The organism is Acinetobacter sp. WCHAc060006, assembly GCF_004209135.1.
Classification (GTDB): Bacteria; Pseudomonadota; Gammaproteobacteria; order Pseudomonadales; family Moraxellaceae; genus Acinetobacter; species Acinetobacter cumulans.
Window position 1 is genome coordinate 185293 of record NZ_SGSS01000001.1, and the last position, 14149, is coordinate 199441.

11 protein-coding genes and 1 pseudogene are annotated in these 14149 nt (G+C 38.4%); 6 read left to right on the plus strand and 6 right to left on the minus strand.

The window, feature by feature from the left end; translation table 11 throughout:
• Positions 1 to 26 precede the first annotated feature (26 nt).
• Positions 27 to 464 carry a hypothetical protein gene (locus EXE29_RS00875; RefSeq protein WP_120363668.1) on the minus strand — a complete coding sequence of 146 codons (438 nt, stop codon included), beginning with the start codon at positions 462 to 464 and terminating at the stop codon, positions 27 to 29.
• Positions 465 to 618: 154 nt separating this feature from the next.
• Between EXE29_RS00875 and EXE29_RS00880 the strand changes: the two genes are divergently transcribed.
• The gene (locus EXE29_RS00880; RefSeq protein ID WP_228198694.1) at positions 619 to 1323 is read left to right on the plus strand and encodes a class I SAM-dependent methyltransferase; all 705 of its coding nucleotides are present in this window, start codon (positions 619 to 621) and stop codon (positions 1321 to 1323) included.
• A 49-nt stretch (positions 1324 to 1372) separates the two neighbouring features.
• On the opposite strand, the gene EXE29_RS00885 is transcribed toward EXE29_RS00880, so the two are convergent.
• A complete protein-coding gene (locus EXE29_RS00885; protein WP_120363770.1) occupies positions 1373 to 2884 on the minus strand; it encodes a phospholipase D family protein in 1512 nt (503 codons plus the stop codon).
• Between the two features lie 165 nt (positions 2885 to 3049).
• Here EXE29_RS00885 and EXE29_RS00890 point away from each other — a divergent pair, with 165 nt between their 5' ends.
• From EXE29_RS00890 to EXE29_RS00910, 5 genes and pseudogenes are all read left to right on the plus strand, one after another.
• Positions 3050 to 4165: an S-(hydroxymethyl)glutathione dehydrogenase/class III alcohol dehydrogenase gene (locus EXE29_RS00890; RefSeq protein WP_120363669.1), complete on the plus strand. Its 1116-nt coding sequence runs from the start codon at positions 3050 to 3052 to the stop codon at positions 4163 to 4165.
• Between the two features lie 199 nt (positions 4166 to 4364).
• On the plus strand, positions 4365 to 5381 hold the full coding sequence (locus EXE29_RS00895; RefSeq protein WP_120363670.1) for a flavin reductase family protein: 1017 nt from the start codon (positions 4365 to 4367) through the stop codon (positions 5379 to 5381).
• Between the two features lie 22 nt (positions 5382 to 5403).
• Complete coding sequence (locus EXE29_RS00900; protein WP_120363671.1) at positions 5404 to 6558, plus strand: fatty acid desaturase family protein; 1155 nt, start codon at positions 5404 to 5406, stop codon at positions 6556 to 6558.
• A gap of 612 nt (positions 6559 to 7170) precedes the next feature.
• Complete coding sequence (locus EXE29_RS00905; RefSeq protein ID WP_120363672.1) at positions 7171 to 8226, plus strand: 3-deoxy-7-phosphoheptulonate synthase; 1056 nt, start codon at positions 7171 to 7173, stop codon at positions 8224 to 8226.
• Positions 8227 to 8498: 272 nt separating this feature from the next.
• Positions 8499 to 9686, plus strand: a pseudogene (locus EXE29_RS00910) (PilT/PilU family type 4a pilus ATPase).
• A gap of 238 nt (positions 9687 to 9924) precedes the next feature.
• On the opposite strand, the gene gcvH reads toward EXE29_RS00910, so the two are convergent.
• The 4 genes from gcvH to EXE29_RS00930 form a co-directional block, all read right to left on the minus strand.
• On the minus strand, positions 9925 to 10299 hold the full coding sequence (gcvH, locus tag EXE29_RS00915) for a glycine cleavage system protein GcvH (RefSeq protein ID WP_117007140.1): 375 nt from the start codon (positions 10297 to 10299) through the stop codon (positions 9925 to 9927).
• 84 nt (positions 10300 to 10383) lie between these two features.
• Complete coding sequence (locus EXE29_RS00920) at positions 10384 to 11412, minus strand: AraC family transcriptional regulator (protein WP_106985198.1); 1029 nt, start codon at positions 11410 to 11412, stop codon at positions 10384 to 10386.
• 149 nt (positions 11413 to 11561) lie between these two features.
• A complete protein-coding gene (locus EXE29_RS00925; RefSeq protein ID WP_120363673.1) occupies positions 11562 to 12005 on the minus strand; it encodes a MaoC family dehydratase in 444 nt (147 codons plus the stop codon).
• 42 nt (positions 12006 to 12047) lie between these two features.
• On the minus strand, positions 12048 to 13877 hold the full coding sequence (locus EXE29_RS00930; protein ID WP_120363674.1) for an ABC transporter ATP-binding protein: 1830 nt from the start codon (positions 13875 to 13877) through the stop codon (positions 12048 to 12050).
• Between the last annotated feature and the right edge of the window lie 272 nt (positions 13878 to 14149).

Sequence of the window (14149 nt, forward strand, 5' to 3'; positions counted from 1 at the left end):
GAAATGATCGTGCAAAAAATGCATGATTAGCCATCATATTCAACATAATCCCACAGATTTAAACGGGCTTTAATTTCTTTACGGATATTCGGCATCATTGGCAACAAGGTACCATCAATCCACAGACTTAGCGCTTGCGCAGAAAGTTGCTGTTCATTTACATCTATTAACTGCGCGCCTTTAACTAGCACTAACGTTTCACTCGAAGCGGGTGTTTCAATGCCTTTGAATAATACTTGCAACTCGAAGCCTGTATCTTGAATCAGCCATTCCAATTCAATTTGAATATTTTGGCTCGACTTTAAAACAGCTTGTCCTTCAATCAGTTCATTTTCAGAGAGGCAGTCATGTTCAACACGGACTTTAGAGAGCATCCATTCTTGCGCTTCTAAGTCGTTTAAAGTCTTATTTGGCGTTAAAATATCACTTAAATTAAATTGTCGGCTTAAATCAAAAAATTGCATAGGAGGGAGAATCGCAATAATAGCGGGGCACAGAGAAAATACAATTTTAAAGCAATGAAATATAGCTGTAAAACGATTGCATGAACTGATCTTTATTTTATATAAAGAATAAACATATACATATCAGTCTGCATTCAAATACGCATTACAGATTATGATGGGGATTATAAAAATAATAGAAGATGTTTTAAGTCCGATCGACCTTAGAAATGAAGCGGATGCAGTGCAGTGTGCCAATGAAGTCAACGTAAAGCGGCTGTGGCGATATGAAATATTTGACGATTATGTTGCTGAAATATCACAGCATGCGCCAAATGCCCGCATTTTGGAGCTGGGTTCAGATCCGGGTTATTTGGCGTCCCATGTGTTAAAACATTGCCCGAATATCCAATACACCGCTTTTGATTTCTCAGACGCCATGCATACCTTGGCTAAAAATAGACTATCAGCATCAGAACTGAACAGAATCCAATTTATAACGGGCGATTTTAAAAAACAGCGCTGGGAAAATATATTGCTGAACAATTTGAGCCAATCGCAACACAAAGATGTGAATGTAAATATACAAACTGCTGAAGAGCTTCAAAATCGGTTTGATATTATCATTATCCATCAAGCATTACATGAACTACGTCATAAATGCCATGCACATAAATTTCATCAGACGATCCGAAGTTTAATGCATAAACAGAGCATTTATTTTGTCTGTGATCATATTTTTGCGCCTGACGCGATGCAAAATAATGATCTTTATATGTCAATTGATGAGCATGAAGAGGCTTTAAAACATGCTGGATTTCAAAATATTGCTTTTATCAAAAATTTAAAAGGCTTGGCTTTATTTAGAATTCAGCGGTAACTCTTCATGATTTTGCCACTGAAAAATTAATTATGTCATTCATTTGCAATTACATTATCCATTCAAGTGGCAAATAAGACACGAACTTCATACTCAATCTTTGGAATTTAGTTGTCTCAGGTTCTTGTTTTAATTCTTTTATCGTTCCATTTGCCTGTCGATCTAACCAAATTAAATCATTGTTTTGATCCAGTTTAACTTCATAGGCAATATGTGGAAGGTATTGATCTAATGATGCAGAAATTTCATTTTGTAATTGCTCAGACTCAACGACTAAGCCAACTTCAGTATTCAAGTTTGCTGATCGTGGGTCGAAATTAAATGAGCCAATAAAGACCATTCCATCTATATCAAAGAATTTTGCATGTAGACTCGATGCATTTTTACCTTTGGCTGGGATAATATTCCCCGTAACAATTTCATACCATGTGCGCTTATTACGTTCAATATACGGTTTAAACTCATAAAGTTTTACACCATTTTTGAGTAAATCCTTACGGTATTTTTGGTAAAAAGAGTGTACGACCGCGACATCATTGGCAGCTAAGGAATTGGTGAGTACACGAACTTTTACCTTATTTTGTGCTAAAGCACCTAAGTAAGCTGTACCTTTTTCAGTAGGCACAAAATAGGCCGAAACCAATTCCATGTTGTGTTTTGGGTTGCCCATTAAGTGCTGCATTTGTTTATAAATGAGCTGTTGATCATGCGCTGTTCCACGAATTTTATTAGGATGGTCTGCGATAAAGTGCGCATTTGCCCAGCGAATTTGTTTTTGTTTTAACTCTGCTGACAGAACTTTTTGTGCATATTCAATGCGATTCTCTACATTATTTTTACGCACAGCATCCAGTTCATAATGTTGCTGTAACTGAGCTAATTCAGCCGTAGAACTGGATCCTAAAAGTTGAGTTACGCTATAGCTCAGATCATCATTCCAAAATTGTAGAAAAACCGCGTTGGCTTCTTGTACGGCTGTGCCATAAAACAAAATATCTAAATCGGTAAATTGAAAGCTTTCACTTGCATCAAAGTATTCTCGGCTAATATTTCGGCCACCCGTTACAGCAATTGCACCATCCGCAATAATCAATTTATTGTGCATGCGGTGGTTAATCTGCTTTAAGCGAAATGCGTAATCAATGACACGAAAATTTCGGTATTTATAAGGATTAAAAATCTTAATAGAAAAATTAGGATGTGATGCCAGTGCTTTTAGCGTGTCATCTAATTGAGTTCCATTTTGATCATCAATTAATAAACGAACTTTTACCCCACGATCTGCAGCTTTTAGTAATTCTTGCAACATCATGTGGCCAATAAAATCATCTTTCCAAATATAGTATTGCAAGTCGATATTGTGCTTAGCATTCCGAATAAGATGTATACGAGAGGCAATACTCATAAAAGCATCATCTAAAGCTAAAAATGCAGTTTGACCTTGGGCTAGTGCTGCTGCGCTATTTTCATCATTTAACCAATGTGCCGATGAAACAGAAATTGGCTTATCTTTTGGTGCTTGATTCATAGCTAAACTACATCCCACTAATGGTAATAGCATGATGGGCAGTACAACTGTTTTTAGCGTGATGTCTTTATACATAAATGATTTATTTCGCTATAAATTTTATGATCAGAATATCACCATGTTAAAGGTTGCTTCTGCGAATAAAAAGCGGTTACTGTAGCTCATCTGTTAATTTAGCCTCTACAGGAAGTTATCCTTATGAAATCACGTGCTGCTGTTGCATTTGGGCCAGGTCAACCCTTAAAAATTGTAGAAATTGATGTCGCACCACCTCAGGCGGGTGAAGTATTGGTTAAAATCAGTCATACAGGGGTTTGTCATACAGATGCATTTACTTTATCTGGTGATGACCCTGAAGGCGTTTTTCCTGCTGTGTTAGGTCATGAAGGTGCAGGTGTTGTAGTCGAAGTTGGCGAAGGTGTTACCAGTGTTAAACCTGGTGATCATGTTATTCCACTTTATACAGCAGAGTGCGGTGAGTGTTTGTTCTGTAAGTCTGGTAAAACCAACTTATGCGTTTCTGTACGTGCAACTCAAGGTAAGGGTTTAATGCCAGATGGTACGACTCGTTTTTCTTACCAAGGTCAACCTATTTACCACTATATGGGATGTTCGACTTTCTCTGAATATACCGTTGTTGCGGAAGTGTCTTTGGCAAAAATCAACCCAGAAGCGAACCATGAACATGTCTGCTTATTGGGCTGCGGTGTAACAACAGGTCTAGGTGCTGTAAAAAATACCGCTAAAGTGCAAGAAGGCGACACAGTTGCAGTATTTGGTTTAGGTGGTATTGGTTTGGCTGTTGTACAAGGTGCAAAAAAAGCCAAAGCTGGCCGCATTATTGCGGTAGATACCAACCCAGAAAAATTCAAATTGGCTGCAGATTTTGGTGCGACCGATTTTGTTAATCCAAAAGAGCACGATCGTCCTGTACAAGAAGTGATTGTAGAAATGACAGGTTGGGGGGTAGATCACTCCTTTGAATGTATTGGTAATACCAATGTGATGCGTTCTGCATTGGAATGTGCACACCGTGGTTGGGGCCAATCAATTATTATTGGTGTGGCGGGTGCTGGCCAAGAAATTTCTACGCGTCCATTCCAATTGGTCACTGGCCGTTCATGGAAAGGGACTGCTTTTGGTGGCGTAAAAGGTCGTTCACAATTACCAGGCATGGTCGAAGAAGCAATGAACGGCGATATTCAACTTGAGCCGTTTGTAACCCATACGATGGGCCTAGATAAAATCAATGAAGCCTTTGACTTAATGCATGAGGGTAAATCTATTCGTTCAGTGGTTAATTTTGCAGAATAAGCTTAAATCTTAGTGATTTAGTCAAATTTAAAAACCAAGCTTCGGCTTGGTTTTTTACATTGATTGTTAGACAAAAATGATAAAAAGTGTGAAAAACACCTGTTTTGACCTGAAATGACATAGTCCATTTTTTCGAACGACTATATTGTATCCAGTAATAAAAGAACAAATGTATATTAATAAGTTTACAGGGGGCAATATGAACACAGCAGTCTATACACCTGAATGGGTTCGCGAAGATTTTGTTGACTTTGTTGCAGAAAAATTTCATCCAACATGGGCATGGAAAAAGGTCAAAGCCGAGCTGGTTTCAAAGCGTGCTTTAAGCCAAGATTTTCATGAGTTTATATTGCGTCCAAATCATAATTTTGATGCAAGTAAGTTTCAGGCTGGTCAATCGCTTTTAGTCACCGTTGTGGTGAAAGGTGTGCGCCAGCAACGTAGCTATAGCATTATCAATATTGATGAATATGGCATTCATATTGCTGTAAAACAACAGGGCGTAGTTTCAAATGCGTTGGCAGCAATGCCGATCCATTCGGTGATTGAAATTTCGCAAGTACAAGGCGAATTTACGTTAAACACACCATCTACAGAGCCAGTTTTACTGATCGCATCAGGCAGTGGAATTACTGCAATTTATTCACTCCTGAAGCATGCACTAAAGCAAAATCAATCAATTGAAATGATCTATTTTAGCCGTGACAGTGCTTATCATCATGAAATTGAAAGTTTGCATCAACAGTTCCAAAACTTTACATATCATCTTATCGATACAAGCAAAACCAAGTTGCACTTCAGTGAAAAATTACTGAAGCATTTGGTCCCAGATTTTGAAAGTCGCATGTGCTATGCCTGCGGTACAGCGGGCATGATGCAAGACTTACATGCATTGTATGAATCTACTGAGCGACAAAACCAACTGAAAACTGAATATTTTCAGTTAACGATTGATCCCACATTAGAGGCGCAACAAGTGACTTTTGCACGTGCACAGCAGACCTTTATGGCAGATGCTAGCTTGCTTGAAAGTGCTGAAAAGGCCGGATTAAAACCAGCGCATGGTTGTCGAATTGGCATCTGTAACACTTGCTCATGTACCAAAGTGCAAGGCGCCGTACGCAATGTGCTGACAGGTGAAATTGACCAAGGCAATAACACACAAATTAAATTGTGTATTTCTCAGGCCATCAGTCCAGTTGTAATTAATCTATAAAGTATTTTGGGGAGTAATAAAAATGAATAAACCCGTATTTTTTAATGAAAAAAGCAAGTCTCATTACTTAAGTTCTGAACAAGTAGAAGAGCTGGGCGCAAAAATTGAAGCCATCCGTCGTGAAGTGATGGACAGCCTCAATGAAAAAGATGCGCAATATATCTATAAAATTCGTAACTTTGTACGTTATAGCGAAATTGCATCGCGTGGCATGCTCATGTTTGCAGGTTGGGTGCCACCAGTATGGCTCTTGGCTACAGGGTTATTAGGTATCTCTAAAATCGTTGAAAACATGGAGCTTGGCCACAATGTGATGCATGGTCAATTTGATTGGCTGAACGATCCTAGTTTGAATGGTGCCAATTATGATTGGGATACAATGGCCACAGGTCAAGATTGGAAATATACCCATAATTACGTCCATCATACCTATACCAATATTGTCGGTATGGATCATGACGTTGGCTATGGACTGATTCGAGTGAGTGATTCGCAAAAATGGGAGCCACGCTTCTTGTTTAATATTCCACTTGCGATTCAACTGATGGTGTTTTTTGAATGGTATGTTGGAATTCAACGCTTACACTTAGAAGATGTAATAGCGTATAAAACCAAAACTTGGGCACAAGTGTGGGAAGAAGCGGCCGATGTCCGTAAAAAAATGAAACGCCAAATTCTAAAAGACTATGTATTTTTTCCATTAATTGCTGGGCCTAATGCAATCCCAGTATTTGCAGGTAATGCAGTTGCAAACGTGATTCGTAGTTTATGGGCATCTGCTGTCATTTTTAACGGACATTTCACAGAAGATGCTGAAACTTTTGAAATGGACAATACCGAGAACGAAACCCGCGCAGAATGGTATTTACGACAAATCCGTGGTTCGAGCAATTTCACTGGCACACAGTGGTTGCATATTTTAAGTGGTAACTTAAGCCATCAGGTTGAGCATCATTTATTCCCAGACATGCCAGCCAACCGTTATGCCGAAGTTGCGCCAAAAATTAAAGCGTTGTGTGCTGAATATGGTATTAACTACAATGAAGCCAGCTTTATGAAGCAGTTTGGCAGTGTTTGGGTACGTTTGGCGAAAGCATCATTACCTAATGACTGGAAAGCAGAAGCAAAATATTATGCTACTAAAGCCAAAACACGTTTACAGGCTTTATTCGGTTAAATTAAGCAATAGAGTTTAAACTCGATGAGAAAGCATCAATTCTGAGTTTTTGAAGGATTGATGCTTTTTATACTACAGAAACATCAGCCTGTTTGTCGTTCAGCATAATTTAGACCCGTCGAGAAAAATGATTTAAATATTAAAAACAGTAGATGAACTATAAATATAGCTAAAATGTGCTTTTGAGCAAAAAATAGTGTAAATATTTAGCAATAATTTATTGAAATGCTATTGTCAAAGTATTGAATACAGCGTATTTTAATTTTCAGACAGATACCTTTTGATGAAATCAAGATGTTAAAGCAACCATTAATCTCAAACGCTTACTATTATTTTTGGCAATTTAGATAATTGCCTGAACGCGTTCGGGCACGGAAAATGGTTGCCCACCAAGTTTATACCTGATCGGCAACCCTGATCAGGTTTTTTTATATCTCGATTTTTATAACACTTTTGGAAGATTAGACATGATGACTTTTAACTATTCATATTTTAGCAGCGCATATTGGTTTTACTTTAGTCAATTTATGACACTCAGCCAGCAATCCCTTAGACCCATAACGCTCAAATAAAAGATCGGACTGTCATGCGCACAGTCCAAAGGAATGACCAATGAATGCCTTAAATATCACATTAGAAAAAACTGTTACAACAGAAACTATTTTAAGCTTACCGCACCAATTGAAAGCGCAATTACCACTTTCAAATACATTGGCAATGCAAATTGCGACTCAGCGTCAAACTATACAAAATATACTCGAAGGCAAAGATCGCCGTTTAATGGTCATTACTGGACCATGCTCAATTCATGACCCAGTTGCTGCACTTGAATATGCAGAAAAACTCAAAAAAATTCAGGTACAAGTTCAAGACCAAATATTCCTTGTGATGCGTGCATACATTGAGAAACCACGTACCACAGTGGGTTGGAAAGGTTTCCTATATGATCCAAATTTAGACAATTCATCTGATATGCAATCAGGTTTACAAAAGTCACGTGAGCTTTATTTGCAAATTATCGAAATGGGTTTACCTATTGCATCAGAAATTTTAAGCCCAATGGCCACAGCCTATTTCGATGACTTATTGGCATGGGGTGCAATTGGTGCGCGCACCAGTGAATCACAAATTCACCGTGAAATCTCGAGTCACATGCCTTATAGCATTGGCTTCAAAAATGGTACAGATGGCTCAATTCAAATTGCTTTAGATGCGATTCAATCTGCATCGCAACCGCATCAATTCATGGGCATGAGTCAATCTGGGTTACCAAGTATTTTAATGTCTAAAGGTAATCCAAAAGCACATTTAATTTTACGCGGTTCAAATGCTGGCCCAAACTATGCCTTAGCTGAAATAGAAAAAATCCAAGCCAAAATTAAACATGAAATGCCTGCTTTAGTGATTGATTGTAGCCATGGAAATAGCCGTAAAGATCCAATGTTACAGCCTGAAGTGCTACGCACAATTGTATTAGAACGTCAGTTAAGTAATGTCCGTGGTGTTATGTTAGAAAGCTTTTTGGTGGATGGCGCACAAAAAATTTCTGACCAGATGTGTTATGGACAATCTGTAACTGATGGTTGCTTAGGATGGAGCAAAACCGAGGATCTTTTACTTGAAGTTGCCGAACAATTACGTACTCAAAGTTTAAAGCGTAGCGCGTGAAGATTATGATCAACTTTTGGAAGTGGCTGAGTATTTGACTTGGCCACTTTTGTGTTTACATTTGCATTTTAGTCCAGCGACAAAAGGTCATAAGTCAATATTTTACCTATAAATATGATGATATAGACATTTTTTATTAGAAAATGTTTTAAAATTAGATGTTTATAATTGAGCGCATAATAAAAAACATGCACAATTGAATTTTAAAAAATAATCATGAGTAGGCTTTACTCGATTAAGTCTACTGCTTTTTGTGTTTGGGGAAAACCACTATGTACTCAGCTGAGTTGCTTGAAGAAGCACGTCGCTTAATGTTCCACATGTTAACCAAAGTTGTTGAGTACGGCGGTTCTGACTTATTCATTACGGCAGATTTTCCACCGAGTATTAAGCACCAAGGTTTAATGAAGCCTTTTGGTTAGCAAGCTTTAACACCAGATAAAACCAAATTATTTGCATATAGCTTAATGAATGAAAAGCAACGTAAAGAGTTTGATGCGGAACTAGAATGTAACTTTGCGATTAGCGTGCCAGAAATTTCACGTTTTCGTGTGAATGTATTTCAGCAACAATTAAATGTAGGTATGGTCATTCGTACCATTACCAATGAAATTCCAACATTTACCCAGTTAAAATTGCCCGAATCACTTAAGCATGTGATTATGGAAAAACGTGGTTTGGTATTGGTTGTTGGTGGTACAGGCTCTGGTAAGTCAACTTCCTTGGCTGCCATGATTGACCATCGCAATGAAAATTCGGCTGGTCATATTATTACGGTTGAAGACCCAGTCGAATATGTACATAAGCATAAAAAATCGATGATTACCCACCGTGAAGTTGGTGTGGATTGTCATTCTTGGCACAACGCCTTAAAAAATACCTTGCGCCAAGCACCCGATGTTATTTTAATTGGTGAGATCCGTGATACGGAAACCATGGAACATGCGATTGCCTTTGCTGAAACAGGGCACTTATGTTTGGGGACTTTGCATGCCAATAATGCCAACCAAACCTTGGGCCGAATTATTAACTTCTTCCCAGAAGAGCTTAGAAATCAGTTGCTTATGGACTTATCGTCTAATATGAAGGCGATTATTTCGCAACGTTTAATTCGTACAGAAGATGGTAAAGGGCGCCGTGCTGCTGTTGAAATTATGTTGAATACACCATTAATTTCAGACTTGATTTTAAAAGGTGAATTCCATGAATTAAAAGGAATTATGGCAAGATCACGTGAGCTTGGTATGCAGACTTTTGATCAGGCATTATTTGATTTATATAACGAAGGCGCAATTTCGTATGATGAAGCGCTGCGTAATGCCGATTCAACCAATGAGTTACGTTTACAAATTAAACTGAAAAGTAGCCGTGCAAACCCTGCACTCGAGTCAACCTCTAGTTTTAGTATGATGAGTGAAAGCAAGGAAGAAGAGCCCGCTGAAGGTGAGAAGGCATCCTAAGCAAATTTGCTCGCATCTAAACATCTAGCTATTGAATAAAGGCATGATAAAAATCATGCCTTTATTATTTTAAACTCGGGTTATTTGTACAATTCATATTGAGAAAAACCTGAATTCTATTGGTTTTAAACATAACAAAACGAGATAGGTTAGGCTGAGTCGAACCAATTATTATCACTGAAAAAATAAAATCAGCCATCTGGCTGATTTTATTTGGTTTCAAACTTAGAGTACTAAATTAAAGGCCAGCTTCGTAATCAGCACTGCTGAGTAAGCCTTCAACATCTGCAATATTGTCTGGTTTAATTTTATAAATCCAGCCTTTGTCATAAGGTGAATCATTTACAAAATCAGGGTCATCTTCTAAATCTGGATTAACTTCTACAACAGTACCCGTAATAGGTGCATGAATATCAGATGCAGTTTTTACTGATTCAACTACACCTGCTTGTTCGCCAGCAGTAATTTTTTGACCTACTTCAGGTGCTTCAACATAAACTAAATCACCTAACGCGTCTTGAGCGTGGTCTGAAATACCCGTTACAACAAGATCACCTTCAATACGCACCCATTCATGTGTACGTGCATATTTTAGTTCTGAAGGATGATTCATGGATAACTCCTTAAAGCTGTGAAAGTCATTTTTGCATGTTTATACATGCTTTTAGTTAAAAAAAAAAGTAATAATCAGTCAGAATTATAAATAAGGGTCTTTACGCCAGTTACTTGGGCTACGACCGCTCCAACGTTTAAAAGCACGACTAAAATTTGCAACGTCGCTATAGCCAAGTTCATCGGCAATTTGCTCTAAGGTAAAGTCAGTGCGGGATAGTAAAGAGGTGGCATGGCGGTATCTAACTTCATCGACCAAGGTAGAAAAAGAAGTGCCTTCTGCTGCCAATTGACGTTTCAGCGTTCGATCTGACATAAATAAGCGTTCAGCGACGGCTTCAATGCTTAAATAATGTTGCTCTGAGTTCGTTAGAATATCCCGTACACGCATTGCAATTCGATGGCGTTCACCTAAAGCAGAAAGTTCAGCTTCGCATTGATTAATTGCAATTTGGCTGGCGATCGGATCGGCATTGACCAGTTTATTGCTTAAATAGTTTTTGTTAAAACTCAAGAGTAGGTGAGGCTGATCAAAACGGAAAGTATGATTTGGATACTTGGCCATAAATCGCTCAAAGCCTTCGGGCTGTGGAAAATCGAAATCAATTTCCCCTGAAGCATCATCTACGCCGGTAATTGCCTTACCCATACTGACGAGACCGAACATTAAGGCGATCGAAATTTCTGAACGGATTGGCTCAAGTTCAATATCAGTTTGTAATTGTATGGTTGCCTTGTTGCCAAAAGTCGAAAAAAATAATTGTAAAAAAGGTAAACGCAGTTGTATGAATCGATTGGCTAAGATTAATGCATCGGTAATATTCTCAGCAGTCATAATGGCATAACCAATAAAACCATGAATAGAAATCCGCATTTGGTTGCCAAGGTGATACCCTAAAGTTGGTTCACCCGTTAATCTTAAAGCATGTTGAATCAATTGATTCGCGACAGGTGTAGGGATGCGATAATCAGGATCTGCAAGTTGTTCGCTATTGAGATCAAATGGCGAAAATAGAGTTTGATCATTGTAACCCCAACGAGAGACTACATCTAAAAGAAGTAAGCCATAAACACCTGGTATACCTTGATCTTGACGTGTGGCGTTTGTTTTCATGCGCGATCCATTGCAATCATTTTATATTTTTATATTCGGACTTATATTGGCATGAAATCCAAGATAAGCCCATTAAAATTGTTGGACAATATGCATCCAGACTGTTGAGCTCAAGTAAAGCTTCTAAACTAAAAATAGCAGTACTGAATTTAAGATGTTTCTTTTTTAAATACCACAATTTTTGTGGTGGAAATATAAACTACATCCTGCGTTTGATTCAGTGCTTGTGTAATGTAAGTCACAATGGCACGATCAGGCTTACTACGCGATGGCGTGATCGCAACAATTTCAACTTCCACATGTATTTTATCACCTGGTCGGGTCGGCCGTGGCCAGCGCACACTGGTTTCAGAGCCAATCAGGCCATTGGCGATCGGAAAGCACTCTGTCCATAAGCGCATAGTGACGGCTGCTGTATGCCAACCACTGGCTGCAATACCTTGGAAAATTGGGTGTTCGGCTGCTAGTGCCTCGTCGGTATGAAAGGGTTGTGGATCATACGCCTGTGCAAATTGTTTAATTTCCGTAAGGGTCATTTCATATTCACGACTGATAAAGCGATCGCCAATTTTAATATCTTCCAAATATAGCATGCGGTTAAATTTCCTTATGTTCCGATACAGAATAGTTAAAAATTAAGACTGCTCGAGTAAAAAACCACCTGTTTGACGTTGCCATAAATGTGCATAAATTCCATTTAAAGCAACTAATTCATCATGTGTGCCTTGTTCTGCAATGCGACCCTGATCAAGTACAATCAAGCGATCCATTTGTGCAATCGTAGATAAACGATGTGCAATCGCAATCACAGTTTTACCTTGCATCAATTCATCTAAACTGGACTGAATGGCTGCTTCAACTTCAGAGTCTAAAGCACTGGTTGCTTCATCTAAAATTAAAATAGGTGCATCCTTTAAAAATACACGTGCAATTGCAATACGTTGACGTTGTCCACCCGATAGTTTTACACCGCGCTCACCGACAAAAGCGTCATAGCCTTTTTGGCCACGTAAGTCGACCAATTGTGGGATAAACTCTTCTGCTTTGGCTTTACGTACGGCATCAAACATTTCTTCATCTGAAGCATCTGGTCGACCATATTTAATATTTTCTTCAACAGTTCTATGCAATAACGAAGTATCTTGCGTGACTAAAGCAATGTTTTTTCTTAAGCTGTCTTGTGTAACATCTTCTATATTTTGGCCATCAATCGAAATACGACCATCGTTGATACGATAAAAGTGTAAAAGTAACTGAATAAGTGTGGATTTACCTGCACCTGAGCGCCCCACAATACCGATTTTTTCACCAGGTTGGATGGTTAAATTGAACTGATCAATTACTTTTTTATCATTATAGGCAAAACTTAAATTTTCAAATTTAATTTCACCATGCGGTACTTGTAGCTCTTGGGCATTTTCTTTGTCTTGAATATTAATACGGCGCCCTAAAGTTTTCATACCATCTTGAATTGTTCCGACATTTTCAAACAGTGCAGAAGTTTGCCACATAATAAATTCAGCAATACTACTCAGCTTTAAAATCATTGCTGTTGCAGCTGCAATCACACCAAGTTCAGCTTGGCCATGTAGCCATAAATATACGGCTGTTCCAATCACACCGCCGTATAGCACAATATTTAAAATGCTAATACTAATAGAATAGCGTGCACCTAAACGCATTTGTTTAAACACCGTCACCATAAACTCTTGCATTGAGCTTTTGGCATATTGGCTTTCACGTCCAGCATGTGCAAACAGCTTCACCGTTTGAATGTTGGTGTAGGCGTCTGTAACTCGGCCTGTCATTACGGCACGTGCATCGGCTTGTTGATTGGAAATTTTACTGAGCCTTGGAATAAAGTATGCTGCAGATGCAATAAACAGAACAAGCCACAACATCAGTGGGATGAGTAGCATTGGCGAAATGGCAGCAAATACCAAGCTGACGGTGACGAAATAAATTAAAACATAGGCCAACATGTCGCCTAAAATAATCCAAAATTCGCGTACTGCTAATGCAGTTTGCATGACTTTGGCAGATAAACGACCGGCAAAATCATTGTGAAAAAAATCGAGACTTTGTTGTAGTAAAAGGTTATGAAAACGCCAGCGTAATCGCATCGGAAAACTGCTATAGAGCATTTGATGTTTAACAATTGTTTGTAAGCTGGAGAAGAAAACATTGGCCAGTAAAATACTGGTTAAAATAATCAAATTTTGCTGATGATTCGCCATGAATGTTTCAGGCTGGCTTTGGCTCAACCAGTTCACCAAGTCACCAATTTTGGCATAGAGTAGTGCTTCAAAGCTGGCAGCACCAGCTGTACATAAGACCAAAAGTAGTAAATAGCGCTTTACGCCATCTGCTGCTTTCCAAACAAAGGCAAAGAAAGTGGTAGGCAAAGGTTCATTTAAGCCTTTGGTTGGGTAGGGATCTACCAATTTTTCAAACCACTTTAACATACGACAATCACCTTTCTTTGTAGCGTTACCGCTCTATATTAACTGAAATTCATACCTTTATAGCAATTGTACTTATAGCAGAGTTGCGATCTAAAAGCTGTTTTGATTGGTGAGAGTAATTGACTAAATTTGAATATATTTTAGTGTAATGAATAAATAAAACGAGATGAATGACGAGTCAGTAGGGTTCACTTTTGAGAATCGGCACATGAAAATATATATAGAAAAATAATTGAGCAGGTGCTGTTTTTGCTCTGGCGTTAAAATAATTA

Coding starts and splice junctions, on each gene's coding strand:
- EXE29_RS00895 (WP_120363670.1), top strand. CDS start 4,365: ATGAACACAGCAGTCTATACACCTGAATGGGTTCGCGAAGATTTTGTT.
- EXE29_RS00930 (WP_120363674.1), bottom strand. CDS start 13,877: ATGTTAAAGTGGTTTGAAAAATTGGTAGATCCCTACCCAACCAAAGGC.
- EXE29_RS00925 (WP_120363673.1), bottom strand. CDS start 12,005: ATGCTATATTTGGAAGATATTAAAATTGGCGATCGCTTTATCAGTCGT.
- gcvH (WP_117007140.1), bottom strand. CDS start 10,299: ATGAATCATCCTTCAGAACTAAAATATGCACGTACACATGAATGGGTG.
- EXE29_RS00880 (WP_228198694.1), top strand. CDS start 619: ATGATGGGGATTATAAAAATAATAGAAGATGTTTTAAGTCCGATCGAC.
- EXE29_RS00890 (WP_120363669.1), top strand. CDS start 3,050: ATGAAATCACGTGCTGCTGTTGCATTTGGGCCAGGTCAACCCTTAAAA.
- EXE29_RS00920 (WP_106985198.1), bottom strand. CDS start 11,412: ATGAAAACAAACGCCACACGTCAAGATCAAGGTATACCAGGTGTTTAT.
- EXE29_RS00900 (WP_120363671.1), top strand. CDS start 5,404: ATGAATAAACCCGTATTTTTTAATGAAAAAAGCAAGTCTCATTACTTA.
- EXE29_RS00885 (WP_120363770.1), bottom strand. CDS start 2,884: ATGCTATTACCATTAGTGGGATGTAGTTTAGCTATGAATCAAGCACCA.
- EXE29_RS00905 (WP_120363672.1), top strand. CDS start 7,171: ATGAATGCCTTAAATATCACATTAGAAAAAACTGTTACAACAGAAACT.
- EXE29_RS00875 (WP_120363668.1), bottom strand. CDS start 464: ATGCAATTTTTTGATTTAAGCCGACAATTTAATTTAAGTGATATTTTA.